Here is a 25,356-nt window from a genome sequence, read left to right on the forward strand (position 1 = left end):
TTAGGTTGAAAACTTTTAAACTTATCTAAAAGCCAAACACAACTGCTGCAATGGTCATAGTTACTAAAGTGATCATCGCAATAGCAATAATGTTTAGTGCAAAACCAGATCGGATCATATCGCGCATTTGAATTTGTCCTGAGCCAAATACAATCGCATTTGGCGGTGTTGCAACTGGCATCATAAACGCACAACTACACGCGATTGCCGCAGGAATGACCCACACAAGAGGTGTACCAAATACAGATTCAGCAACCGGGCCTAAAAGTGGAAGGAAGCCTGCGGCTGTTGCTGTATTACTCGTGATCTCAGTTAAGAACGTAATTAAAGTAGCAACTGCTAGAACACTTAGTACCAAAGGTATAGCACTTGCACCCTCTATCATGTGCGCAATGTATTCAGCTAGACCTGATGATTTAATTTGCGCAGCAAGTGTTAAACCACCGCCGAATAGTAATAACACACCCCATGGCACCTTAGCAGCGCTTTCCCAGTCAAGAATACGCTCACCATCACCTTTGTTTGCTGGTAAGACAAATAACAATAGTGCCGCAGCAATCGCAATACCAGTGTCAGAGATTTTTAAACCCGACAGATCGGCAAGTACTGGTCTAAAGATCCAACAAACAGCTGCTAAGACAAAGACTGCTGCTACGCCTTTTTCAGCGCGCTGCATTTTACCAAGCTCTTGTAACTGCGATAAGAATAACGATTTCGTATCTTTACTTGCTGCTTTTGCACATTGTGTATCTACTTTGTAAGCAAACTTAGTTAACCAAACCCAGCATAAAATCAGCATAACTGTTGCAAGTGGTACACCTACTTTCATCCACTGTGCAAAACCTATTTCGATTTTGTAGCTATCTGATAAATACGCAGCCATTAACGCATTTGGCGGCGTACCAATTAACGTTGCAATACCACCGATACTCGCACCATAAGCAATCGACAGTAACATTGATTTACCAAACTGGTCATTATCAGGGTTAGATTGCTTCACCAACATAGTAATCGACATAGCAATCGGTAACATCATCACAGCGGTAGCTGTATTTGACATCCACATTGATAAAAATGCCGTTACTAACATCATGGCTAAAATTTGTAGGCTTGGCTTAGTCCCTGCTCGAAGCATAGTATTAAGCGCAATACGTTTATGTAAACCCCAACGCTCCATCGCAATTGAGATTAAAAAACCGCCCAAGAATAAAAAGATCAAAGGGTGTGCATAAGGCGACGCGACCCCTTTGATTGCAGCAATGCCAGCAAGAGGTGATATAACCAGTGGCAATAATGAAGTAGCAGGAATTGGCACAACTTCGCTTACCCACCAAGAAGCCATCCAAAAAGCAAGGCCCGCAGTGCGAAGTGCAGACACACTCATTCCCGCTGGTGGATCAATTAAGCAAGTTAATAGCATTACTAATGGGCCAAGCAGTAACATGACTGTGCTCATTAATGGACGTGGCTGAGAGCCATCTTTTGTTTGATTTACTAGTGACATACCTATTCCTTAGAACTTGTATTTAAGGCCAATTGCAACGCTGTTGTCTGATTCAAGTTCTAAATCTAAATCAGTATAGAATAAGTAGGCTGTGGTTTGTTTATCAAAAACATAATCAACACCTGCTGTCCATTGTTTACCTTCTTCAGCATGGCGAATTTTTGAGTCATCTTTAACGTACTGAAGCTTAGATACCCATTTATCGATAGCATAGCTTGCACTGAGTGCATAGCCATTACCTTCTTTACTTCCATCTGTTGATTCACTGCGTTGGAATAAGCCCGCAAGTTGTAGGTTTTCATGTTTCCATGCTGCAACCACACGGCTTGCAGTCAACTTGTTAAGTGCATCAACATGGCTGATAGCTAAATAGTAATCTTTTGATTTTAATGCACGGTCACCATAAATAACGGTTGCAGCAAAACCATCTTCATCGTTGCTACTGTCATCTTTTGGTGCATAAGTTAGCGCAAGCGATGCGCCACCATAGGTTTTTGAGCTATAGGTAATTGTATCACCAATACGGTCTTGACCAGGGATCAACTGGGCAATATCAGCTTGCGTTTCGTTAAAACCGTCAACTTTACCTTCTGAGTATTTAAAACGAGTATCGTTACGACCCACAACGACTTCACCAAAATCACCTGCTAGACCTAAGTAGGTATTACGAGCAGAAAATGGTTCACTGGTATCGTCATGCTCGAAGCCTTTTACTTGCACTTCGTATTTGAATACCGCTTTTAGCGATTCAGTTAGTTTATGACTACCTTTAATACCAATACGAGAAAAAGGTGCTTCAATTTGAGTGCCTTCATCTGCATAGCGCATAACGCCAGTATCTGTGTTTGCTATTTGAACTTCTGCTTTACCATATACAGCGTAATCTGCTGCCATTGCTGAGCCCGCTGTGCTCGCTAAAATCACAGCCGCTGCTACGCGTGTTTTGTTATGAGTGAATATTGTTGTCATTATGCGCCCCTTATTAGGTTCAAATTGTTGTTCCTAACTGTTAAGGCAAGTAGGTTGCCAACTTAGTTAATTTATAAAAAAACTATAAATAACAAAACATTAACTTCATTGGCTTAGTGGAGGCTGAGTTTTATGGGTGGATCTCCACACATTTTTAAGATTGTGTTGTCACCTGTTCCACCCATTATCTTTAATTAACTGTAGATGTACTGGTTAGTCTTTAAACATTTCCCGATTAATACCGTATTTAGTCATCTTGTCGTAAAGGGTTTTACGAGCAATTTGCAAAGTGACCATAGTGTCTTTAATGCTACCGTTGTTACGCTCTAACGCTTCTTCAATCAGTGATTGCTCATAAAAGCTGATTTTCTCAGCTAGGCTTAGGTCCTGAGCTAGTTCGTTTTCATTGTTTGCGTCGTTGTATGAAGCAAATGCTAAATCAGAGCCTAGCAATACTGCACGTTCGGCCTGATTTCTAAGTTCTCGCACATTACCTGGCCAATCATAAGCAAGTAGTCGCTGTTTTGCTTCACTACTAAGTGGTGCAGGTGGCTTATGAAAGCGTGTTGCAGCAATTGAGCTAAAGTGTTTAAAAAGTAATGGAATATCGGCTTTTCTATCGCGTAATGCAGGAATACTCACTTTAACTAAGTTTAATCGATAATAAAGATCGGCTCTAAACTCACCTGCTTCTACCAAGGTCATCAAATCAACTTTTGTAGCAGCAACAATGCGTACATCTAAATCAATGGCGTGGTTGTCGCCTACAGGCGTGACTTTTCTCTCTTCAAGCACCCTAAGTAACTTGACTTGTAAACTTGCAGGCGTTGACTCTATTTCATCTAAAAAAACGGTACCTCCTTTAGCAAATTCAAATTTACCTTGGCGAGATTGCGTTGCACCGGTGTAAGCCCCACTTGCCGCCCCAAATAACTCACTTTCAATTAATTGCTCAGGAATTGCACCACAGTTTATCGCTACGAAATTAGCCGCTGATCTGTTACTTTGATCGTGCAAGTAACGAGCAACTAACTCTTTACCTGTACCTGTTTCACCTTCTATAAGCACATCGGCGGGAGTATCAATTACAGCATTAAGTAAATGCATCATTTGTTGCATTTGCTCTGTTTCACCTAAAATACGCACACCGGGTGCAGAAGTTTTTTCTACCGCAATTTTCAAGGCGCGGTTTTCCATCACTAAAGCCCGTTTTTCTGAAGCACGCGCAATACAATCTAACAATTGCTCAGTAAGCGGCTTTTCAAATAAATCATAAGCCCCTAACTGCATAGCTTTAACCGCAACAGATACATCAGCAAAACCGGTAAGAAATATAACCGGCAGTTCACTATCAAACGCTTTTACTTGCTCTAAAAACTCCAAACCATCCATTTTTGGCATATTTATGTCGCTAAGCACAATTCCCTCAAAACGACGACCCAGTTTTGAAAGTGCAGCTGTAGGTTCGCTAAAACACTGAACTTGATAACCCTCAATTTCAAGCAGTTGCTTTAATGAATCGCGGATCACCGCTTCGTCATCAATAACAATTACCTGATTACAGGTAGTTGCAACTACACTCATGATTGTTCCTTATTAGTTTGTAAGGTTATTATAAATTGTGCCCCGCCTTCAGGACGGTTGTGAGCCGATAGTCGACCATTAAATGAGTCTATAATTTGTCGTGAAATAGATAAACCAAGCCCTAAACCATTACTGGTTTTAGTACTATAAAAAGGCTCAAAAATATTACCTAATGCATGTTGATCAATGCCTGGACCCGTATCAAGAATCGATAGCTTCACACGGTCGTCAAATAGTTCAAGTTCAAAACTCAATTCGCGCTTTTCTGATTCACTCATCGCTTGGCTGGCATTGGTGATTACGTTTACCAAGACTTGTTCAAACTTCACGCTGTCGACCCACACGGTTATGTTTGCGTCAATATCACTGGCTTTTACCTCGATATCATCTTGCTTAAGTTGAGCGCTGGCAATCATTAAAGCATTCTTTAACATACTCGCTAAGCTTTGCTGCCTCAATTGAGTTTGCGCCGGTTTACTAAAATGCTTTAACTGAGCAACAATTTTATGAACACGCTCTATTAACGACTGTACTAGCACTAAATTTTCGCCAGCTTGTTCAATATTGCCTTTCATAAGTAACCTTTTTGTACTTACTAAGTAGGTATTCATGGCACTCAAAGGTTGGTTTATTTCATGGTTAATGCCTGCACTTAATTGGCCTATCGTGGCCAATTTAGCTGTTTGGATCAGTGCTTTTTGAGCTTTTTCGAGCGCTTGGGTTCGTTCAATCACTTCTTGCTCAAGACTATGCCTTGAAAAAAGTAGTTTTTTATAACCAGCAAATCGTACCATTGCCATATGAATAAGCACCACAGCAATGGCATAAAACACACTAAACCAAAGAAGCCTTGGAATTTGTGCAAGCTCCACATTTGTCACATCCACCAACACACTGGCTTTAGCGTTTATAATGTCTATTGTTTCGATGGCACTAATAAAGCGCGCTTGTTTGCCATCAAGCTGAATGTTTTGCTGCGCGGTTTGTTTACTTAAAGGCTTGTGATTATGGGCAAGTAAGCTCGGTTTATGAGACAAGTATCGGCGTGACTTAATTAAAGCAGCCATTTGTGCATCATTGAGGGGCTTAAGAGATTTTAAACGCCAGTCAGCAACATCTGACATCACAATTACACTGTCTTCTAAAGTGATATAAAAATGGGTGCTATCTGATGCATTAAGTAGTTGGCGGTCTTGCTCAAACTTTTTAGCATTAACCTTTAATGTTACAACGGCAATGACTTTCCCTTTATCTATAACAGGCTCTGAAAAATAAATACCGCGCTCACTTGAGCGCATGCCTAAAGCAAAATAGGCAACTTTCCCACCTTGCTTGGCTAAATAAAAATAAGGCCGAAAAGCAAAATTACTTCCCAAAAAGGTGTAATCAACTTGCCAGTTACTACTTGCCACGACCGAACCTGATAAATCCATTAAATAGACATCTGATGCACCGCTGGCACGTTGAATATCTTCTAAATAATAATTAACGGCTTGTTCGCCTATACCTTGCTTAATCACAAAGGATTTAACTAAATCATTAGCACTCACTAAGGTAGGAATTGTTTTAAATCGGGCTAATTCACTGGAGAAGTAATGACTTAACTGAGTCGCTTGAACACGGCTTTGTTGCTCTGCCTGCTGATAATCATGGGCTCGCCCAACGTAAAAAACTAACACAAGCAACAATAAAAGCATTGCACCTGCAATAACTAACTTTTTACTTAATGACGACATTCAAACCTTTGTGAGCAGCGCAACTAGAAATTAAACTGGTAGTGTAACGATAATTCTTCTGTTGTACCAGCGACAGCGCCATTGTCCATACGTGGGTCAAACACGTTATATTTCTTGCCTAACAGATTTTCTGCTTTTAACGTTAACTGGCTCTTTGCGTTTACTTGCCATTTTAAACTGCCACCTAATAAGCTATAGGCAGACTGTTTGAAGTGAGCACCAGTTACTGAACTTACCTCAACTTTATCACGCCATAATAAGTTTAAACTTACTTGCCAGCTGTCAGATAAGTTGTAGCTGCTAACTAAGCTTGCGAAACGCTTAAAGCTCGCATTAATTGGATCTTCAAAGTATTGCGTGTAAGTGCCCGTTACAGAGAACTCTTTACTTGATTGCCAAGTGCCATCAAGCTCGATACCACTGTTTTGAGTATTAAATGAGTTTGCAAAAGTAAATAAGGCATCATTAGATTGCGTTGGCTCAATGTTTATAAAGTCATTGAGTTCATTATAAAAAAATACGGCATTAGCTTGTAACTCTGAAGTTTGATAATGCCAAACAAGCTCAGTGGTTTTTACTGATTCAGAGCGAAGTGATGGGTTACCTACGGTGACATCATCATTTGAAAAAAGCTCATTAGTAACCGGGGTTCTAAACGATTCGCCATATTGCACTTTAACGGTATGCTCTGGGTTTATAACATAAACACCCGCAAGACGAGGCGAAAGTTTACTGTCGATGTCTTTCACATCGTCATAGCGTGCCCCTATAAATAAAGTAAGTGCCTCTGAATAAGGTATTTTTAACTGCCCATACGCACTATATGTTTCGAAAGTATATTTAAGTGGCGCAAATTCAGGAAAGTCCATCACAGTCACGATACCTTGCTGATAATAAGCGGGGTCAATAATGACTAACATAGACTCATCATCATAGTAATTGGTACGTACCCCTGCTTTTACTTGCTTAGCCTCTGCATATTCAACACCTGCGGCAAGCTGCCATTGATTATCAAATTGATAACTCAATTCCGTTTCAAATTTACTATCGGTTGTTTGCCATTCTGGACCGAGGAAAAAGTCAGGTATATCGTCAAATTCAGCGATTAGACCAGCGCTAGAGATATTATGCTTTGTGTATGAGTAACTAGAATCTAGCTTTAGCTTATCGTTGTTAACCCAGTTATATTTAATGCCAACAAAGGTGTTATCACTGCTATGTTGGTTCTGCGTTGAATAGCCAGCAAGGTTTAAAAACTCATCAAGGGATGTTTCGTTGTAACGAGCTCGTAATTTAAGCTTTTTATAATCAACACCCGCTTCTAGATATATCGCTTCAAGAGGATCTTTTACTCCTTGCGGATAGCTTTCGCCGTCTTTTTGATCATAAGAAAAACTCGCAAAGAGTGATGTATCATCACTAAAGGAGCTATTAAACTGCCCTGTTGCGCCATAGCGACCATTATTACCAACCACAAGTTGCATAGTATTTCGCTCTTTAGAGGTAACAATATTCATGACCCCTAAAAACGCATTACTGCCATACAGCGCCGAGCCAGGGCCGCGAATAAACTCAATTTTTTCGATGACTTCAATGGGAATATAAGGCATGTAAACAGAGGCTTTACCGAATGATGATTCATTGACTCGTTCACCATTGATCATCACCAGTACATTGCCACTATCTAGATAAACACCCCGAGCATGATCTTTAGGCACTGCACCGACCCAATCCCCCCGGGTTGATTGCATACCAGGCACAAAGTTCATTACTTCATAGGCGTTATCAACACCAAGTGCTTGAATTTGTTTACGACTAAATACACTCATGGTTGAGGGAACAGAGGACAAGGTTTCGTTGGTTTTGCTAGCAATATCAACTTGAACGTCAAGCAAGTCTTCAAAACTTAAAGAGAATAAGTCTTGCTCTTCAGTCGCGTTTGCAACCAATGGAATGGTTGAGGCAACTGCAATTGAAAAAAGTGCTGAACATCTTAAAAACTTCACGTTGCGACTTACCTGTACTAATAGTCTATGCTGCAACAGCAACACATTGTTTACACTATTAATACAAAAGATTGGCAAGCTTGCAATGTTTTTATAGCTTTAGTTGAAGAGTTCTCGGAAGTAGATACAAAAAAACCCATTTTCAACTGTAAATGGGTTTTAAGAAAATCTGTTTTGGTGCACCAAACTTAATTATGCTGTTTCAACATTACCAGTGCGCTTTGCTTTGATGTACTTATATAAACCAATAAGTGACGCCGCTATCCAGAAAATTTCGATAACAAAACTAGCAAGGTTAAAGTTATAACAAAGACTAATCAGTAACAGAATTGCACCGGTTAAGTTCATCATGTTATACACAAGGCCGGTTGGCGATGCTTTATTCAGTTGCAATAAAAAGAAAGCACCAACCACTAAGAATGTGCCTGTCATGCCAATAATATCAAATAAAAGTGCTATCACGTGCGTGAGTCCATTTTGTTCATGTGTTTATACCCATACAACTGGCCCAATCCATGGGGAGGGTTGTTTTCATTCATTGAAACAGCAAACCGGCTAATAGTATCAGAGCATGAGGAATAAACGAGGATAAATGTCCGTATTTTAATTGCTACTTATGCGTCACCTTACCACCAATGATTTTTAGAGCAGGTGTGCCACGGATCATGGTCTGGCGGGCGAATTGACGTTGGCAGTCAGGACAAATACCGGTTTCGTTGGTAAAGTCTTGGCTAATACGTTCGACAAAACATTTAACCAACGCCCCTTTTCCACCTTTGCGGTATTTAAACAATTGGCTTTTACATTGTGAGCAAAAAATATCGACAGTTTTAGTCGGGCCTTTTTTGTTTGGTTTTGCCATTACAACTACATTACTAAACTAAAAGCATACTTTAACATGTTAAGGCCAGAGCCCCAAAACTAAGCCAATAACAGAAAACTGTAATATTGAATAACTTGCATTAACTAAAAACAACTTTAATGGTCGCTGTTCAAAGATATAACCAATTCCCAAAGCACAGCTGACCCAACATAAACCAATAATAAAGCCAGTGCCAACAGCCACCCCTACATTGACATTTGCACCAATAAATAACGATAAACTAAAAGCAATTAAACAACATAAAACAAAGCTGCCACCAAACACCATAAACGGGTTAATGCTCTGTAGGTCAAGTTCAGTTAAGCCACAGCTCTCCATCCAAATTCGTTTAAAAAGCCAAGGAGAATACCACACAGCGCCCAATAGGAAAGATGCAAGGGCAGCAAAAAATATCGCGAAGAAATTAAGTTCTGAAAAATGCATACGCCAGACTCATACAACTAACAGGGTTATTTTGACTTTAGTTAACGATCAGCAATGCAGCAAATCAAAGAGGTCGAGTTTTGTACCTATTTGCATTAAATTAATACTTTAGCATTAATTTAATCATTGTTTCAGTTTATTAAACAATCATTTTATTGTTGTACGGGTTTTTTCTGTAATTTACGTTGTAAAGTTCTTCGATGCATATTGAGTTGGCGTGCTGTCTCGGAGATATTGCCATTATTGCTATGCAATACATGCTGAATATGCTCCCACTCAAGTCGCTCTGGTGACATAATCTGGTTTGGCTTTGTGTCATCCAGTGATTGACTCGTCTCTGTATTACCTAAAATGGTTCTTATTAATGCATTAAAATCAACAGGTTTTGGTAAGTAATCATTAGCTCCTAAACGTATTGCTTCAACCGCACTGGCGATACTGGCAAAACCTGTGAGCAATACAATGCGCGCTGTTGGAAATTGAGCTCTAATTGGTTTAATTAATGCGAGGCCATTATCATCGCCAAGTTTCAAGTCCACTAAAAAGTGACTTGCTTCAAAAGTGGCTAATTTTTGTAATGCTTGTTCACTGTTATGAGCCAGTTCACATGTAAAGCCTTGCTTTGTAAAGCGCCTTGCAAGTGTGGTGGCAAGATTTACATCGTCTTCAATAATTAAAAGTTTCATACAATTTTTAAACTAACCATTGCAATTGCACCTTGCTGCGGGTGATTGCACAGTGTTAATGAGCCATTTAAGCGCTCTAAAGTCGCATTAGATAACATGACTGCCATCCCCATTCCGCCGCTACTTGGCATTAGCTGACCACCTAATGATGCCATTTGTTGCTCGCTAAAGCCTTGACCGAAATCACGCAATGATAAAGAAAGTTGTTGATTATCTATTTGCCAATCAGCTTCTATGATGTTTTGTTGGCTCTGATTATTCGCTGAAACAGCATTTTGTAGTAAATTCAAAATAGCTGGTAACAGCATGGCGTCACTTAAAATAGAGCATTCTGGTGCATCATTTTGCCAATGTATGCTTTGCTCTGGAAAATGCAGGGTCATAGCATCTTGAATGGTATTTTGTAATGTATCCGCGCTGATCACCTGCTGTGTTTGACCGGTTCTTAATGCATTTGATAGTGCTCTAAAGTACTCAAGCTGTTCTTTACATTGTGCTAATGGTTTAGCCATTTCTTGGACAATAGGATCATCAGCTTGTTGCTCTTGCAACTCTTCAAATAAAAGCTGTAAGTTTGCGATTGGTGTCGCTAGTTGGTGTGTCACTTGTGCTGCAGCGCCATCGAGAGTTAATAACTGCTCATGCCTCAGCTGCTGTTCACGGGTACGTGCAATGGTGGCTTCTCTAGCTCTTAAGGTACTATTTAATGTGCCAATTACAAACGCGATTACAATTGCACTAATAACAAAGTTAATCCACATACCAATAAAATGGTGTGTCATTTGCATTTGATGCATGGTGTGCTCAGGCATTCGTATCAGTAAAAAACTGTAAGCTGCGATTGCCAACACAGCGGTATAAGCAAGTCCTTTGGCATTAACAGACACTGCAGCTATCATTATTGGCAACAGCAATAATGAAACAAACGCATTGGTTGCCCCGCCGCTTAACGAGAGTAAAATAGTTAAAAACAGCAAATCAGCAGTTAATTGCATCAACACAGCAGCAGGTTTAGCTTTTGTTACTTTTCGATAAGCTAATATACTTAACAGCTGAAAAATTGCTTCAACACAAATAACAGCAAGTAACGGCAGTAAAGGTATTTGGTATTCAAATAGAAAATACACTGCAATCACAGCAACAAACTGCACAGCTATTGCGGCGCTTCTCAAAATTAGTAGGCGACTAATCGCCGGATCGGTTTGCATAGCGGACTCTTTAAGGCTTAATCATCGTCCATTGAAATTGTAAAAACAGCACAAGGCGTTCCCTGATGAAACACCATTTGCCATTGTTTACCATTAAAACGCCACAGTGACATGCGAACTGAATAGTTAAATTCAGAGCGGGCAGAGCGTCTAAAGGCCGCTTGATAGCTTAGTTGTGCAATATTCTCACTGAGCATACGACCTTTAAAATGTTGATTGTAAAATTGCGGCACCACCTCAGTTGGCAGACGGGTTAATACTTGGAACTTATTAAAAGACGTGCCATCGGCGGCTATTTCAATAAAATCATCATCAAGTAATGCATCAAGCGCTTCAGTAGATTGCCGCACTTCTGGCTCAAGCAACTGTCGCTCTGCATCAATCAAATGATTAAATAACGTCTCTTTAATTTTACCGCCCATAGTAACCCTTACTGTTTGAGCACTTTACCGTCCTTCATAACAAACTGAACCTGACTAAGTTCGCTAATGTTATCAAGTACATTCATATTAACGCTGATAATATCTGCTTGTTTACCAACACTCAAGTCACCAAGGCTATCACTTTGACCTAATAGTTTAGCAGCTTCAACGGTGGCTGATTTAATTGCCTGCTTTGGTGTCATGCCATATTTTACTAATAACTCAAATTCTTTGGCATTATCACCATGCTTAGATACCCCTGAGTCTGTACCAAAGGCTATTTTAACTTTGTTTTTTAAAGCTAATTTAAAAGACGCTTCCATTTTTGGCGCTACGATTTCTACTTTATCAGCAATGGCTTTTGGCATATTCGGGTTGTTTAGCACTTCTTCTTTTACTGTTGCACCAGCTAACAAAGTAGGGACTAAATACGCGTCTTGCTTTTTAAATAATTTAACTGTGTCTTTATCTAAAAAAGAGCCATGTTCGATTGAGTCGACACCCGCTCTAAGTGCAGCTTTTATACCTTCCGTACCATGAGCATGAGCGGTGACTTTACGACCTAAATGATGGGCGGTGTTGACAATGGCACTGAGCTCTTCATCAGTAAATTGCTGATTAACCCCTGCAGCTGTATTACTTAAAACACCACCTGTCGCAGTAATTTTAATCACATCAGCACCACTTTTTATTACATCGCGCACTGCACGAGTACAGTCGTCAGCACCATCACAGACACCCAAACCACCCCCTTCTGTTGCCTTGGTAATATCACGGCGATAACCATGCATGTCACCGTGGCCACCGGTCGGTGTGATCATATCGCCTGCAGCAAAAATGCGCGGACCAACAATATCGCCACGTTCAACCGCTCGCTTTAATGGAAAGATAACTTGATAACTGCTGCCAAGGTCGCGCACAGAGGTAAAACCCGCTTCTACCGTGCGTTTTAAGTACTTTAAAGAACGCAGTGCATAATCTGCTTCGTATTCAGTTGCCCATTGGTGTGGGTTACGTTTTGCATCTCGCTCAAAGGTAACATGAACGTGCATATCAATCAGACCCGGCAATACCATCTGATTTTTTAAATCAATAACGTCTGCGTCACTGAGCTTTAACTGTTGTTTTGTTAGAAAACCAGCTTTGATTGCTGCAATTTTACTATCTTCAATAACCAGTGTTTGCTGCTCTTTGACATCTTGATCAGTGCCAACTAGCATTTTCCCAGCATGGATTATGGTGGTTTGAGCATGAACCGTAAACGCAGATAATAAAGTCAGTACCGATAATGTGCTTATTTTTAGGTTTATTTTTTTCATAATCGCCTCTTTTTTATACTAGGTTTAACTTAAATGCTGAGTAAATGCCATTATTTACGACGTAGCGCAGCAATGAACTAGTGTTAACAAGTGATTTTTGATATAACTTCGGAAAAATTTAACAAGTCTGACCACATAAAGAGAACACATTATGTCTTATGCCCAAATTACTGGCTGGGGTAAATGTATACCACCAGCAAGCATCAGCAATGATGAAATTAGCAATATTGTTGATACCAATGATGAATGGATAACAACACGTACAGGCATCAAATCTCGCCGTGTCAGCCATGTTTCTACTGCCGATTTAGCAACTGTCGCAGCAAAACACGCGCTTGCATGTGCAGGTGTTGAAGGTAAAGACATTGACCTTGTGATTCTTGCGACTTGTACACCATCAACTATGGTGGCAAATACGGCGTCTTTAGTGCAAAAAAACATTGGTGCGGTAGGCGCAGCAGCAATGGACACTAATGCTGCATGTTCAGGCTTTTTATATGCATTACAAGCTGCTACAGCACAAATTCGTTCAGGTATGATCAAAAAAGCCGTAGTTATTGCAGCTGAACGCATGACTTGGTACATCAACTGGGCTCGTCGCGACAGTGCTGTATTATTTGGTGATGGTGCGGGTGCAGTTGTATTAGAAGCCTCAGATACACCATCAGGTTTACTCGCAACGAAAACAGGTTGTGACAGTGAAGATCGTGATATTTTGCATATCGAAAACTTTGGTAGCGACTTAAATAAATACGAACCAATTGGTCCGTCTAATTTATTATTCGAAGGACGTGAAATCTTCAAACGTGCAGTTAAAGGTATGAGTGAAGCCTGTGATGACGTGCTAAACCAAGCACAGTTAGATCTTGATGATATTGATGTATTAGTTCCTCACCAAGCTAATTTACGTATTATTCAAGCCATTCAACAACGCTTGAAAGTAGCTGACGAAAAAGTAATGGTGAACATTGCCGACTATGGTAATACTTCTGCTGCTACAATTGCGATTGCAATTTGTGAAGCTGTTGAGAAAGGCCTAATCAAGCCAAACTCAAATATTATGTCAGCAGCATTTGGTGCAGGCTTAACGTGGGCTGCAAGTTACATTAAATGGGGCGATCGGGTGACACCAATTGCAGTGTCTGATGCAGCTCTACCTGAGTGTGATAAAACAGGTCTTGAACTTGTTGCACCGGCTGTTGCGGCATGTAAAGCGGCAGAATAAAAAGCTGCACTCATTAATAGAAAAGCGCGGCTTAGTCCGCGTTTTTTTATGAGCATAAAAGGAATCGACCATGGAACTATTAGGTATACACCACGCTGCAATCATCTGTAGCAACTACGAGAGGTCGAAGCACTTTTATAGTGAAATATTAAAACTTCCGGTAATTAACGAACTATACCGCGCTGAACGTGACTCTTATAAACTAGATCTAGCACTACCAGATGGCAGTCAACTGGAGCTATTTTCGTTTCCCGCAGCCCCTAAAAGACCAAGTTACCCAGAAGCACAAGGACTTCGCCATTTAGCGTTTAATGTTGCTGATATTACAAAATCTAAACTCTATTTAGAAGAAAAAGGTATCAAGGTTGAAGAAATAAGAGTGGATGAAATCACCGGGAAGCAATTTACGTTTTTTGCTGATCCCGATGATTTACCATTAGAGTTATATCAGCTCTAATTTATTGGAAACGGTCTTGTAGATAGTTAAATACAGCGCGAATACCCAGTGCCTCACCACCAGTAGGACGACCTGGTAATGCACGTAAGTTCCAAGCCATTACATCAAAGTGGACCCAAGGGGTGCTTGGCTCAATGAACTCTTTTAAATAAAGCGCTGCAGTGATCGCACCACCAAATGGAGTCGACGCACAGTTAGCAATATCAGCTACATCACTTTTTAATAATGGCTTGTATTGATCAAATAACGGCAGTTGCCAAACAGGATCATGGCAGCTTTCGCCTGCATCCATCAATTTGTTAGCCACTTCACGGTTATTTGCGAAAAAGCCTGGTAATTCAGTACCTAGGGCTACACGACAAGCACCGGTAAGGGTTGCAAAGTCAACGATAAGATCGGGGTTATCGTTTTGTGCTTCAGCAAGTGCATCACACAGCACTAAACGACCTTCAGCGTCAGTGTTATCAATTTCTACTGTGATCCCTTTACGAGTTTTGATCACATCACCAGGTCTAAATGCATTTCGAGAAACCGCATTTTCAACAGCAGGTACCAGTACACGTAAGCGAATTGGTAAGTTAGCAGCCATAATTAACTGCGCAAGACCAATAACATGCGCGGCACCGCCCATGTCTTTTTTCATATTACGCATACCTGAGCTTGGTTTGAGATCTAAACCGCCAGAATCAAAGCAAACCCCCTTACCAACTAAGGTAATTTGTGGAGCATCTTTTGCGCCCCAAGTTAAATCAAGTAAGCGAGGTTTATTCTCAGAGGCACGACCAACCATATGGATCGTTGGGTAATTTTGTTCTAATAGCTCATCACCAACCCACTCGCTAAACTCTCCATCAAAGGTGTCGGCTAAATCAGCCATCACTTGTGATAGGTGTTGCGGCATCATATCTGCAGCAGGCGTATTAACTAAATCACGCACTAAATTAATTGCACTTGCATGCTGCGATAAACGCTTAACTAAGCTTTCATCTTTAATAGCTAGTGTGGCACGTGGCGATGGTTTTTCTTTATATTCACTAAACTCGTAACCACCTAACACAAAACCCAGCGCTACTTGTTCTACAAATTTGTCATCACCTTGAATTTGATAACAGCCTGCAGGCAGTTTAGTTGATAAGTCACCTGCCAACCAAAAGTCCTGCAAATCATTAACTAAGCAATACACATGCTCAAGTGAACCCGATTCGCTATCAGCAATTAAGGCCATGCCTTTGTTTTTGAAATCACAATTTGTTAGCCAATTTTGTAAGGCTTGCGGCTGCTCGGTTAACCAGGTTGATAGGTCAGCTTTAGCGATAAATGACAGGGGAATTCCCGTAGAAGAATGGCGAATTAATGAACTCATTAAACGACTCGATATAAAGAAAAGGTATTTAAGCATACCAATATCTTGGTACAAAAGGTATAGGCAAAATTAGATAATCAAAACCTAATCAGTCTTTGTTTTGGTTCTCTTTTTCTTCTTTTTCTACTTGTTGATCAAGCTCTTTAATCGACTTATTGATATTGAATGAGCTAGGTAGCACATCAACACCAACCCATTGACCCAGTTTTACAACCAAAGGAATCGTAATAGGTGCAAAGGGCAATACAGCAAATACCCCTAAGCCAAGTCCTTTCAAAATATCTAAGAATTGCTCATTAGCAGTATGCAATTCTTCTTTAGTAGCTTGCCCTTGGGTGTATCGTCTATAGATATGAAGCATCTCTTTTGTTTCTTGCTTTTCTTGGGCAAGTGCGATTTTAAGTGCTACCATAGCACGCTTAAAACGTAGGGTCTGACGCTTTTTGGTAATTTTAGCCACTCGGAACGGGGCTCTATGAATAACTTTATATAATCGCATTAGGTTATTTTCACACAGCAGGCGACGTTCACAAAGTATAATTTACTTATATTAGGTTTTGTTTTATTCTTAAAACTCTAGTACTAATTATTTTTCAGTATTAAAAATGAACACACCCAAACAACAGGCTGAGCCTAAACCCCAAAAGCCAGCCCCAGATGAATGTTGTGGTGGTGGTAGCTGTTGTCCCTGTGTATGGGATGAATACCGAGAAAAATTAAAACAGTGGCAATTAAACAGCAATCCGCAACAAGCTCAATAGACTACTCCATACCCAATCCTGCTTAAAATTCACTCAAAAAATTCCTTTTTTAAAATATTTTTAGATATTTTATATATTTTCTTACATGAACAAGAAGAATAAGGAATAAATTATCCCCATTGATTTCATAGACATAATCAAAAAACGAGCAATAAACAATCACAAAAAAACCAACAAACAACATGACATTAACAATTTGCAAAATAAATTTACAGGATGTATAAGAGATTTACACCAAGTTTAACATTTAGCTTCGGTGACATAATCACAAATATTCTAACTGGGGAAGTCAGAATGAAATTCAAAAATAATGCGCTACAACAAGCAATTAAATTTGCTTTAGCGACAACAACAGCAGGCCTGTTTGTGTCGGGTTCGGTTGTTGCTGCAGAACAAGCAGCTGAAGAAACTAAAGTTAACAAAAATGTAGAAAAAATTGCCGTAGTAGGTACTCGTTCAGCACCACGTTCAATTGGTGATTCACCTGTACCAATTGATATCATTGGTGGTGAAGAGCTAGATAAAGGTGGCAACACTGACATGCTAGAGCTTTTAAAAGGCTCTGTTCCTTCTTTTAACGTTCACCAAAACCCAATTAGTGATGCTGCGTCACTTGTACGTCCAGCTAACCTTCGTGGTCTTCCATCAGACAGCACTTTAGTGCTTGTTAATGGTAAACGTCGTCACCGTGCTTCTGTTATCGCATTCTTGGGTGGTGGTATCAACGATGGTGCTCAAGGTGCCGATATCTCAGTTATTCCAAGTATTGCTCTAAAACAAGTAGAAGTACTTCGTGACGGTGCTGCAGCTCAGTACGGCTCTGATGCAATCGCAGGTGTAATGAACTTTGTTTTAAAAGATGCCTCTGAAGGCGGTTCTTTCGAAATCCGTAAGGGTGAATACTACGAAGGTGATGGCGACACAACACAAATTTCAGGTAATGTGGGTCTTCCATTTACTGATAGCGGTTTTGCTAACTTAAGCTTCCAATATAAAACTGCGGATGCTACAAGTCGCTCAGTGCAACGTCCTGATGCAGCAGCACTTAACGCTGCAGGCGTGCCAGAAGTTTCTTCTCTTGCTCAAGTTTGGGGTGCACCTGAAGTCGATGACGATATTTCAATCTTTGGTAACATTGGCCTTGAATTAAGCAATTCATCTGAATTCTATATGTTTGGTAACTACTCTGAGCGTGATGTACGAGGTGGTTTCTACTATCGTAACCCACACACTCGTCCAGGTGTTTACTCAAATGACGGCGGTGAAACACTCCTTGTTGGTGATTTAACAGGCGATATGAGCGGTAACTGTCCTACCGACATCATGATTGATGATAACGTCTTAGATAACCAAAGATACATTGATCTAGTTGCTAACAACCCAGACTGTTTTGCGTTTAACGAAATGCTACCTGGCGGTTTTACACCTAACTTCGGTGGTAATATTACAGATACTGCTTTAACAATTGGTACTAAAGGTGAAATCACATCTGGTTTCCTTGAAGGTGCTTACTATGACTTAAGCGGTACAGTTGGTTACAACGAATCTCGTTACTTCATCTACGACACAATCAATGCATCATTAGGCCCAGAAAGCCCTCGTGACTTTAGCCCTGGTAAATATTCTCAGTTAGAGAAAAACTTCAACGCTGATTTATCAAAAGGTTTTGACTTTGGTTTAGCCTACGACGTTAACGTTGCTGGTGGTCTTGAATGGCATGAAGAAACCTTCACTGTTGTCGCTGGTGATGTGGCATCTTTTACAGCGGGTCCATTAACTCAACAAGGTTTTGGTATCGGCTCGAACGGTTTCCCTGGTTTCAAACCATCTGATGCTGGCGAATATACTCGCCGTAACTATGCAGCATATGTTGATGTTGAAGCACCATTTACAGAAGACTTCTTAATGGGCTTAGCACTGCGCTATGAAGACTACGACACATTTGGTTCGACAACTAACTACAAATTAACTGGTCAATATCACTTAACTGAAGACTTGAACATTCGTGGTTCAATCAGTACAGGTTTTCGTGCGCCAACGGTTGGTCAAGCAAACGTAAGTAACGTTCAAACTAACTTAAGCAGCGGTGTTCTAGTTGACTCGGCTCTTTTACCACCAACAAACCCAATTGCTGTGCAACTAGGTGGTACAGAGTTACAACCTGAAGAGTCACAAAGCTACACATTTGGTGCAGTATGGACCCTTGGCGACTTATTCTTCACCATTGATTACTACAACATTCAAGTTGATGACCGTATCAGTCAATCAGATAAAATTGAGTTAAGCCAAGCAGACAAAGACACACTTGAAGCAGCTGGTGTACCTAATGTACAAAACTTAGCGCAAGTTAGCTTCTTCACAAATGACTTTGACACAACGACACAAGGTGTAGATGCGGTTGCTAACTATTCAACTGAATTGTTAGGTGGCAGCTCAACATTTAGCTTAGCGTACAACTGGAACGACACCGAAGTAACTAAGTCGAGCCCAATTACAGGTGAATTTAAAGTAAGCCGTTTAGAAAATGACTTACCAAACCACCGTGCAACGCTTAGCTGGGCACAACAATGGGAGAACTTCTCGGCGTTTACACGTGTTAACTACTATGGCGAATACCAAGGCGTTCACGTAGATTACGATGCAACAGCCAAAACAGCTGATGCTGCAGTAACAATTGATGCAGAAGTTACTTACTTCCTAACTGAAGAGCTTAGCTTCTCTGTTGGTGCGACAAACTTATTCGACCAAGAAGCAGAGAAACTTGATTTCTTCGATAGTACAGGTATCCCAAACAACAACTGGGGTGGTAAATACTACGAGACTTCACCATATGGTATTAACGGTGGCTTCTATTACGTGAAAGCGACATATACTTTCTAATAGAAGTGCTTTCTAGGTTGAGCAATCAACCTAGAAAGTCGATACCCCGGATTTATTCTGGATATTTATAGTTAACCAAGGCGAAAGACATTTCGCCTTTTTCGTTTTATAGTAAATAAAAATAACAAATAACCCGCTATTACTATGCTGTTACAGAAAGCGAATCAACTACTAAATGAAAACAAGCTAAAAGAGGCTGAGTTTCATTTTAAAACCATTCTCGATTCAGATCCTGAAAATGGCGAAGCGTTATTTGGATTAGGCCGCATTGCGCTGCGATTAGAGCGTTATGATGCCGCGGTTTACCTTTTACAAAGAGCCTGTGAGCGCCTACCTCATATGCTTGAACCTTTACATGCTCTTGCGGATGCCTTCAATGGTGTGCATTCACCGCAAGATGCTTTAACTGTACTTGAATATGCTAAATCAATTGCTAGCCATAATCCTGAACCGCATTATTACCTCGCCCAGCATTATTTAACCTATGGTGAGTTAGACAAAGCTTATCGCATTTTAAAGCATGCTCTCAGTATGGGAAATTACCCAGTTACGGCGTACATATTATTTGAATTAGTACAGTTTGGCCGCTTTAATAACGAACATAATTACATAAATGAGCTACATCAATTTTTAACATTGACTAATAACCTACGTTTAAAAATGGTGTGTTATTATGCGCTAGGTAAAAGTTATGACCAGCTCAATGATACAGAGCAAGCCTTTAACTACTTCAGCCTAGCAAATAGATTACAAATAAAACTTACTCAGTTTAAAACCAGTGACTTAGTGCCTTTTTATCAGCGTATAATAGAGCAAAATACCGAAGAGCTAATAGATGCTAGAGACAAATCATTCACAGGCACCATTACACCCATATTTATTATTGGTATGCCAAGAAGTGGCTCAACGCTAGTAGAACAAATGTTGGCAAGCAATGATGATTTTGCAAGCTTAGGTGAAGATGCCAGTATCAGTAATCAGGTTGTTGCATATCTTGAACAACAAACACAGCTCCCCTACCCAGATTGCTTAGCAGAGCTAAACCAAGGGCTAATTAACAATGCCCGTAATATTTATATTGAACGAATAAAACAAGCGCCAGTTGTGCGGCCCTTTATGATCAATAAGCTGCCTGCGAACTATCAGTCACTTGGTTTGATTTACTTACTCTTTCCTAATGCCAAATTTATTAATATGCAGCGAGAGTATGATGCAATTGCTTGGTCGGTGTTTAGCAACTATTTTGCTGAAAACGAACCTTACTTTTGTTCTCTCCCAGAGTTTAAACAGTATTTTGATTTGTATCAGCAGTTAATGGAACATTGGCAAAACGTAATGCCAGAAGCAATTTTTGATTTAAGCTATGAAGCACTTGTCAGCGACAGCGAACAAACACTAACAGCGCTGTGTAAATTCTTAAACATTGAGTACAGCAAGCAGTTTTTAAATTTTTATAAGTCAAAAAAACCGGTGGCAACGCTCAGTAAAACGGCTGTAAGGCAGCCGTTAAGTGATAAAGCATTAGAGAAATACAAACGCTACGAGAGCGCAATGCACACGCTTATGCGTGAGTCTCAAACCAATTCAACAAATCAACAAACTGATCAAAACGCGCCTGTGGGTGAGTAAGCATATTTATGTGATCATAATCGACCTTATGCCCAAATTTACGGCCATAAATGGTCATCGTTTGCTTGCCGATGCCCGACTCTTCCATAAACTTTTCAATATCAATAGGCTGGCATAGCGCTTTATCTTTAATTCCCGCCACATGCATAATGGGTGGCAGTGCCTTATCAGCTAATGCGTTGGCGTAATCAAAGCCATCGTCTGTATCGACCCAAGGTTTACGCTTAGCCCATTGCATACTTTGATAATGTGATTTACGGGTTTCATCATCACTGCCCCACTTCAGCTTTTTAGCCGGAACAAAGCCATGCTTACGGGCAACTAAGGGTGCCAAGCCATACCAAATTAAATTACCTTGAATATACTTACTCGGATGATGATTATACAAAGACCGTTTAGAACCAAAATAGCCGCAGGCTTTCACATCATCAATCAACTCAGGAAAACGGGCAAACACACTGTTCATTAACACCCCGCCCCATGAGTGAGCAACCCAATAACGAGCAGGCTCGCCTTCAAGTTGTTTAATTTTATCTAGAAATGCGGGGATATCTTCTAAAATAGCCTCAGTTTGTCCATAGTTTGCATGCTTTGAAATCGCAGGTTTACTTTCACCACGACCACGTAAATCAGCCACATAGCAAGTATAACCATGCTCAGCTAAAAAAGGGGCTAAGCCTTTATTGCTGTGAGTGTAAAAGATTTTGCCATTTTCAACGGCACCATGCATAAAAAACACCGCAGGGCCCTTCGCATCAGTTTTGCTAATACGGCGTAAATGTAAAGTTTGGTTCTCAGCGAGTTTGATAAATACTGATTCTTGTTTAATCGTCACGTTTGACCTTTTTATTCTTATAGACTCATCGTACCAGTATCAAATTACGCCAGTCTATCCAGCAAAGCAAGCATTATGAAATGATAATCAAGGAACCGTTTTGACGTATGAAAGGGCTAAAGTAACCATTATTGTTAAACCTTACGGCGCTTTTCTAAAGCGCCGATATCAAGCCTAACTCAATGTGCCGCCATCACTAAATTTGAAGCAATCAAATGGCAAACCGAGCATAACGCTTTATAAAATACTCGCTAATATTTTAATTTATAAGATAACTTCATCCTTTGGATGATGGATTCCATCGTATATTTTAACTGGCTCTAAATCATAGGGGTTAACACCATCGAGACAAGCAACATTGATTGCAAATTGATGAGGGTTAGAACGCCTTTGATGATGAGTATATATTCCACATGTTTTACAAAAATAGTGTTTTGCTGCCATGGTGTTAAATTGATAGAGGGTTAAGTTATCTTCGCCTTTAATAATTTTCAGGTTTTCAAGCAAAACAGAAGCAGCAATTGCTCCACGCTTACGACACATGGAACATGAACAACGACGCGGGTCTTCTAAACCATGAGGCATAATCAGCTCTAACTCAACGGTGCCACAATGACATTTAGCATTGTGTACTCTTTTTATTTCCATATTGCTACCTCCCTTCTGACACTACAAAATTTAGAGTTGGGAATTAAATTTGATATGCTTTATTTCACCCTTATTCGCATATTTTAAGTATGGTAAAAATAATCTGTTCGGCCCCGTCACCTATCTCATTTACCAATAAAATTCTCTTCAATTCATTTTATGAACTTTTCCCGAGTTTATTTTGGGTTAGAAGCTTTTTTCTTGTATCTACTTTTTAGGACGTAACATACGTTTAAGGGTGTTATCTGCCAAAATATAATGGTGAAACAATGCAGCCGCGGCATGAAAGCCGATTAAGTAATAACCTAACTCGCCGACTGTTTCATGTATTTCTTTTATAGACTTACCCAACTCTTTGTTTTCACTTGCTAATGCAGGAAGCTCTATACCGAAAAATGGCACTGGTTTTCCTGACATACTCAATATTAACCAGCCTGCTATTGGCATCGCCAACATAAACACATAAAGCGCAATGTGTACTAATTTAGCTAAAGCATCTTGCCATTTAGCAGGCGTAGGCTGTATTGCGGGTATCGGACCTGCCAATACACGCATAACTATCCTCACAACGACTAAAGCTAAAACTGATAAGCCCAACATAAAGTGCCACATTTTAAAAGCATCGCGGGTTTCAGTACCTTTATCAAATAATTCACGTAGCTCAATACTAGCGAAAACCGTCACAATTAAAATAAACATAAGCCAGTGTAAGTCAATTGAAATAGTACTGTAATGAGTTGTTGTATTTTTAAAATTCATAATGCCTCGTTTGTACAGAAACGCATTCACAGTAGTACATAGTTTATATGCGTTTGAAATTCGTGGATTTAGTGTAGCGTTCAATCATTGTTACTTTAATGATCTGAAACATAAACAAGTTATAAATTATCTTGTTTATTTTTTACCTAGTGTCTCACTCTACTTTGCTAACCTTAAAAAAAACTTATGTATTTTTTAAAAAATAAATAACAGAAATGAAAAACGGCAAGCTGAACTTACCGTAAAATTTATTGTAGTTAAAATTCAAAGTCTAATAATAGCTAACATATCATCATCTTCTTCGTCCAAGCCAACCTCTTGAAAACCAAAACTTGAATAGAATTCTTTAGCTACAGGGTTTTTTGGGTCATAACATATTTCGATTTCTTTAACAGTGGGACTCTGTTTAATAGCATCTATTGCTTGCGTTAATGCTTCCCTACCAATCCCTTTGTTCTGATAGCTCTTATCAACCATAAACCGCCAAATTGAAATTTTGTAAGGAGATTCTTGAACCCACATCAAAAAGCCGACGGGTAGATTGTCGCTATAAATAGCCCTGCACGTATAACCTGTATTATAAAATGACTCAACTAATGACCACATATTACAAGCAACATACTCTTCTTGAGAGTCTGCCACATCCAGATCACAAACAGATTCGTAATTCGATTTGTCTATTTCTTCCAATGAAATATTCATATTTACCTTAGATTCTAATACCATATATAGAACAAATATATGATGTTCATCTGAAAAAACAAAGAGTAAATGCCATTCAAGCATTTGGTTCTTCGTCCATACATGGCATTTTAAATACTCTATTTCAATCATTTAAGAAGTACTCAAGTATCACTATCGGTTAATAATTTATTGCAAGCATAAAATTGAACTTAACTAATTACGCCATAAAAACAAAACACTCTTTGAACTAACCATTTTATCGTTATAAATATCAATTAAATATTTAGTTAGCACCTGATCAGGTGTAATTGCTTAGTAAATACATAACTTCAAAACCGAAGCTATTTACACACTAAAATCTATCTGATTCTGCAGAAAAATATCCACCGCAAACTAACTCAGAGCAAAGATTTATTTGGTACAATCAACCTTTGATATTGCTAACAGATAGGTTTTCCTTAATGCATCCGCGAAATCGCCACTTAAATGGCTACGACTTTACTTTGCTATGCAAAGATACTCCTGCCCTAACACCTTATATAACGCAAACGCCAACGGGCACTGATACCATTGATTTCAGCAATTCATTAGCGGTTAAAACCCTCAACCAAGCGTTATTAAAAAGCCATTATAAAATCGATTTTTGGGATTTACCCGACAACTACCTTTGCCCACCGGTCCCTGGCAGAGTGGATTACATTCATCACTTAGCCGACTTATTAGCAAGCGATAACCAAGGTCATATTCCTACGGGTAAGCAAGTAAAAGTACTTGATGTAGGCACGGGTGCAAATGTGATTTACCCGCTTACTGGTAATCACGAATATGGCTGGCACTTCACAGGCTCAGATATTGATGCCTTGTCTGTTAAAATTGCTAAACAAATTGTGCAATTTAACCGCCTGAAAATTAATGTTAAGCAGCAAAACAACGCCGATAAAATGTTTAAGGGCGTGATATCGAATAAAGATGTCTTCCACCTAACTTTATGCAACCCGCCGTTTCATGCCAGTGAGCAACAGGCCAAAGCGGGTACTGAGCGTAAATGGAAAAACCTAAACAAAGCACCACAAAAAGTACTTAATTTTGGTGGCCGCCAAAACGAGCTATGGTGTGAAGGCGGTGAGCGCGAATTTATCAGTAAAATGTGTATTGAGAGCCAAGAGTTTGCAGAGCAATGTATTTGGTTTACATCACTTGTTTCTAAATCTGACACTTTACCGCATATAAAAAAGTTACTTAGCACACTTGATGTGAAAGAGGTAAAAGTTATAAAAATGGCACAAGGCCAAAAAATTAGTCGCTTTATTGCTTGGAGCTATTTTGACCAAGCCGACCGCGAAGCCATTCTTAACGAACTAGTATAAGGATAATA

At 39.8% G+C, this 25,356-nt stretch carries 24 protein-coding genes; 6 read left to right on the forward strand and 18 right to left on the reverse strand.

Features of this window, described 5'->3' with window-relative positions; all coding sequences use genetic code 11:
- Positions 1-25: 25 nt before the first annotated feature.
- From J8Z25_RS20055 to J8Z25_RS20110, 12 genes are all read right to left on the reverse strand, one after another.
- The gene (locus J8Z25_RS20055; protein WP_239977783.1) at positions 26-1,456 is read right to left on the reverse strand and encodes an SLC13 family permease; all 1,431 of its coding nucleotides are present in this window, start codon (positions 1,454-1,456) and stop codon (positions 26-28) included.
- Positions 1,457-1,513: 57 nt separating this feature from the next.
- Positions 1,514-2,473 carry a porin gene (locus tag J8Z25_RS20060; protein ID WP_130052472.1) on the reverse strand — a complete coding sequence of 320 codons (960 nt, stop codon included), beginning with the start codon at positions 2,471-2,473 and terminating at the stop codon, positions 1,514-1,516.
- Positions 2,474-2,686: 213 nt separating this feature from the next.
- The gene (locus tag J8Z25_RS20065; RefSeq protein WP_130052473.1) at positions 2,687-4,057 is read right to left on the reverse strand and encodes a sigma-54-dependent transcriptional regulator; all 1,371 of its coding nucleotides are present in this window, start codon (positions 4,055-4,057) and stop codon (positions 2,687-2,689) included.
- Positions 4,054-5,793, reverse strand: a complete 1,740-nt coding sequence (locus J8Z25_RS20070; protein WP_130052474.1) for a sensor histidine kinase — start codon at positions 5,791-5,793, stop codon at positions 4,054-4,056. Before J8Z25_RS20070 ends, J8Z25_RS20065 begins: the two co-directional genes overlap by 4 nt.
- A gap of 23 nt (positions 5,794-5,816) precedes the next feature.
- On the reverse strand, positions 5,817-7,799 hold the full coding sequence (locus J8Z25_RS20075) for a TonB-dependent receptor plug domain-containing protein (protein WP_239977780.1): 1,983 nt from the start codon (positions 7,797-7,799) through the stop codon (positions 5,817-5,819).
- Between the two features lie 192 nt (positions 7,800-7,991).
- Positions 7,992-8,261, reverse strand: a complete 270-nt coding sequence (locus tag J8Z25_RS20080) for a CBU_0592 family membrane protein (protein ID WP_054552127.1) — start codon at positions 8,259-8,261, stop codon at positions 7,992-7,994.
- A gap of 148 nt (positions 8,262-8,409) precedes the next feature.
- Positions 8,410-8,661, reverse strand: coding sequence for a hypothetical protein (locus tag J8Z25_RS20085; protein ID WP_130052475.1), 252 nt, complete (start codon positions 8,659-8,661; stop codon positions 8,410-8,412).
- Between the two features lie 39 nt (positions 8,662-8,700).
- Positions 8,701-9,105, reverse strand: coding sequence for a DUF1761 domain-containing protein (locus tag J8Z25_RS20090; protein ID WP_130052476.1), 405 nt, complete (start codon positions 9,103-9,105; stop codon positions 8,701-8,703).
- A 152-nt stretch (positions 9,106-9,257) separates the two neighbouring features.
- Positions 9,258-9,791, reverse strand: coding sequence for a response regulator transcription factor (locus J8Z25_RS20095; protein WP_130052477.1), 534 nt, complete (start codon positions 9,789-9,791; stop codon positions 9,258-9,260).
- Positions 9,788-10,999 carry an ATP-binding protein gene (locus tag J8Z25_RS20100; RefSeq protein WP_130052478.1) on the reverse strand — a complete coding sequence of 404 codons (1,212 nt, stop codon included), beginning with the start codon at positions 10,997-10,999 and terminating at the stop codon, positions 9,788-9,790. Before J8Z25_RS20100 ends, J8Z25_RS20095 begins: the two co-directional genes overlap by 4 nt.
- A 17-nt stretch (positions 11,000-11,016) precedes the next feature.
- Complete coding sequence (locus J8Z25_RS20105; protein ID WP_130052479.1) at positions 11,017-11,421, reverse strand: nuclear transport factor 2 family protein; 405 nt, start codon at positions 11,419-11,421, stop codon at positions 11,017-11,019.
- An 8-nt stretch (positions 11,422-11,429) separates the two neighbouring features.
- Positions 11,430-12,740 carry a metal-dependent hydrolase family protein gene (locus J8Z25_RS20110; RefSeq protein WP_130052480.1) on the reverse strand — a complete coding sequence of 437 codons (1,311 nt, stop codon included), beginning with the start codon at positions 12,738-12,740 and terminating at the stop codon, positions 11,430-11,432.
- 151 nt (positions 12,741-12,891) lie between these two features.
- Between J8Z25_RS20110 and J8Z25_RS20115 the strand changes: the two genes are divergently transcribed.
- Together J8Z25_RS20115 and gloA2 are read left to right on the forward strand one after the other, a co-directional pair.
- Complete coding sequence (locus tag J8Z25_RS20115) at positions 12,892-13,965, forward strand: ketoacyl-ACP synthase III (protein WP_130052481.1); 1,074 nt, start codon at positions 12,892-12,894, stop codon at positions 13,963-13,965.
- A 70-nt stretch (positions 13,966-14,035) separates the two neighbouring features.
- Positions 14,036-14,422 (forward strand): SMU1112c/YaeR family gloxylase I-like metalloprotein, encoded by a 387-nt coding sequence (gene gloA2 / locus J8Z25_RS20120; protein ID WP_130052482.1) that lies wholly within the window; start codon positions 14,036-14,038, stop codon positions 14,420-14,422.
- A 1-nt stretch (position 14,423) separates the two neighbouring features.
- Here gloA2 and J8Z25_RS20125 read toward each other — a convergent pair whose 3' ends face one another.
- Positions 14,424-15,785: a leucyl aminopeptidase family protein gene (locus tag J8Z25_RS20125; RefSeq protein ID WP_130052483.1), complete on the reverse strand. Its 1,362-nt coding sequence runs from the start codon at positions 15,783-15,785 to the stop codon at positions 14,424-14,426.
- Between the two features lie 88 nt (positions 15,786-15,873).
- The gene (locus J8Z25_RS20130) at positions 15,874-16,284 is read right to left on the reverse strand and encodes a hypothetical protein (protein WP_130052484.1); all 411 of its coding nucleotides are present in this window, start codon (positions 16,282-16,284) and stop codon (positions 15,874-15,876) included.
- A 106-nt stretch (positions 16,285-16,390) separates the two neighbouring features.
- Here J8Z25_RS20130 and J8Z25_RS20135 point away from each other — a divergent pair, with 106 nt between their 5' ends.
- From J8Z25_RS20135 to J8Z25_RS20145, 3 genes are all read left to right on the forward strand, one after another.
- On the forward strand, positions 16,391-16,546 hold the full coding sequence (locus tag J8Z25_RS20135) for an oxidoreductase-like domain-containing protein (protein WP_130052485.1): 156 nt from the start codon (positions 16,391-16,393) through the stop codon (positions 16,544-16,546).
- Positions 16,547-16,840: 294 nt separating this feature from the next.
- Complete coding sequence (locus J8Z25_RS20140) at positions 16,841-19,426, forward strand: TonB-dependent receptor plug domain-containing protein (RefSeq protein ID WP_130052486.1); 2,586 nt, start codon at positions 16,841-16,843, stop codon at positions 19,424-19,426.
- A gap of 144 nt (positions 19,427-19,570) precedes the next feature.
- Entirely contained in the window at positions 19,571-21,055 is a 1,485-nt protein-coding gene (locus J8Z25_RS20145) for a tetratricopeptide repeat-containing sulfotransferase family protein (protein ID WP_130052487.1), read from the forward strand.
- On the opposite strand, the gene J8Z25_RS20150 is transcribed toward J8Z25_RS20145, so the two are convergent.
- The 4 genes from J8Z25_RS20150 to J8Z25_RS20165 all read right to left on the reverse strand — a co-directional run bounded on the left by J8Z25_RS20150 (position 20,988) and on the right by J8Z25_RS20165 (position 23,999).
- Positions 20,988-21,890, reverse strand: a complete 903-nt coding sequence (locus J8Z25_RS20150) for an alpha/beta fold hydrolase (protein WP_130052488.1) — start codon at positions 21,888-21,890, stop codon at positions 20,988-20,990. The two genes, J8Z25_RS20145 and J8Z25_RS20150, sit on opposite strands and share 68 nt — an antisense overlap.
- A 264-nt stretch (positions 21,891-22,154) precedes the next feature.
- Positions 22,155-22,538, reverse strand: a complete 384-nt coding sequence (locus tag J8Z25_RS20155; protein ID WP_130052489.1) for a GFA family protein — start codon at positions 22,536-22,538, stop codon at positions 22,155-22,157.
- Positions 22,539-22,745: 207 nt separating this feature from the next.
- Positions 22,746-23,297: a cytochrome b gene (locus tag J8Z25_RS20160; protein WP_250662143.1), complete on the reverse strand. Its 552-nt coding sequence runs from the start codon at positions 23,295-23,297 to the stop codon at positions 22,746-22,748.
- 264 nt (positions 23,298-23,561) lie between these two features.
- The gene (locus J8Z25_RS20165) at positions 23,562-23,999 is read right to left on the reverse strand and encodes a GNAT family N-acetyltransferase (RefSeq protein WP_130053015.1); all 438 of its coding nucleotides are present in this window, start codon (positions 23,997-23,999) and stop codon (positions 23,562-23,564) included.
- 443 nt (positions 24,000-24,442) lie between these two features.
- Here J8Z25_RS20165 and rlmF point away from each other — a divergent pair, with 443 nt between their 5' ends.
- A complete protein-coding gene (gene rlmF / locus J8Z25_RS20170) occupies positions 24,443-25,348 on the forward strand; it encodes a 23S rRNA (adenine(1618)-N(6))-methyltransferase RlmF (protein ID WP_130052491.1) in 906 nt (301 codons plus the stop codon).
- Positions 25,349-25,356 lie beyond the last annotated feature (8 nt).

This window comes from Pseudoalteromonas sp. SCSIO 43101, assembly GCF_023650775.1.
Lineage (GTDB): Bacteria > Pseudomonadota > Gammaproteobacteria > Enterobacterales > Alteromonadaceae > Pseudoalteromonas > Pseudoalteromonas apostichopi.

Bases quoted from the DNA above. Each gene is read 5' to 3' on its own strand.
- J8Z25_RS20130 (WP_130052484.1), bottom strand. From the start codon at position 16,284: ATGCGATTATATAAAGTTATTCATAGAGCCCCGTTCCGAGTGGCTAAA.
- J8Z25_RS20065 (WP_130052473.1), bottom strand. From the start codon at position 4,057: ATGAGTGTAGTTGCAACTACCTGTAATCAGGTAATTGTTATTGATGAC.
- J8Z25_RS20095 (WP_130052477.1), bottom strand. From the start codon at position 9,791: ATGAAACTTTTAATTATTGAAGACGATGTAAATCTTGCCACCACACTT.
- J8Z25_RS20135 (WP_130052485.1), top strand. From the start codon at position 16,391: ATGAACACACCCAAACAACAGGCTGAGCCTAAACCCCAAAAGCCAGCC.
- J8Z25_RS20115 (WP_130052481.1), top strand. From the start codon at position 12,892: ATGTCTTATGCCCAAATTACTGGCTGGGGTAAATGTATACCACCAGCA.
- J8Z25_RS20160 (WP_250662143.1), bottom strand. From the start codon at position 23,297: ATGAATTTTAAAAATACAACAACTCATTACAGTACTATTTCAATTGAC.
- rlmF (WP_130052491.1), top strand. From the start codon at position 24,443: ATGCATCCGCGAAATCGCCACTTAAATGGCTACGACTTTACTTTGCTA.
- gloA2 (WP_130052482.1), top strand. From the start codon at position 14,036: ATGGAACTATTAGGTATACACCACGCTGCAATCATCTGTAGCAACTAC.
- J8Z25_RS20060 (WP_130052472.1), bottom strand. From the start codon at position 2,473: ATGACAACAATATTCACTCATAACAAAACACGCGTAGCAGCGGCTGTG.
- J8Z25_RS20105 (WP_130052479.1), bottom strand. From the start codon at position 11,421: ATGGGCGGTAAAATTAAAGAGACGTTATTTAATCATTTGATTGATGCA.
- J8Z25_RS20100 (WP_130052478.1), bottom strand. From the start codon at position 10,999: ATGCAAACCGATCCGGCGATTAGTCGCCTACTAATTTTGAGAAGCGCC.
- J8Z25_RS20125 (WP_130052483.1), bottom strand. From the start codon at position 15,785: ATGAGTTCATTAATTCGCCATTCTTCTACGGGAATTCCCCTGTCATTT.
- J8Z25_RS20070 (WP_130052474.1), bottom strand. From the start codon at position 5,793: ATGTCGTCATTAAGTAAAAAGTTAGTTATTGCAGGTGCAATGCTTTTA.
- J8Z25_RS20090 (WP_130052476.1), bottom strand. From the start codon at position 9,105: ATGCATTTTTCAGAACTTAATTTCTTCGCGATATTTTTTGCTGCCCTT.
- J8Z25_RS20110 (WP_130052480.1), bottom strand. From the start codon at position 12,740: ATGAAAAAAATAAACCTAAAAATAAGCACATTATCGGTACTGACTTTA.
- J8Z25_RS20085 (WP_130052475.1), bottom strand. From the start codon at position 8,661: ATGGCAAAACCAAACAAAAAAGGCCCGACTAAAACTGTCGATATTTTT.
- J8Z25_RS20140 (WP_130052486.1), top strand. From the start codon at position 16,841: ATGAAATTCAAAAATAATGCGCTACAACAAGCAATTAAATTTGCTTTA.
- J8Z25_RS20155 (WP_130052489.1), bottom strand. From the start codon at position 22,538: ATGGAAATAAAAAGAGTACACAATGCTAAATGTCATTGTGGCACCGTT.
- J8Z25_RS20055 (WP_239977783.1), bottom strand. From the start codon at position 1,456: ATGAGCACAGTCATGTTACTGCTTGGCCCATTAGTAATGCTATTAACT.
- J8Z25_RS20165 (WP_130053015.1), bottom strand. From the start codon at position 23,999: ATGAATATTTCATTGGAAGAAATAGACAAATCGAATTACGAATCTGTT.
- J8Z25_RS20145 (WP_130052487.1), top strand. From the start codon at position 19,571: ATGCTGTTACAGAAAGCGAATCAACTACTAAATGAAAACAAGCTAAAA.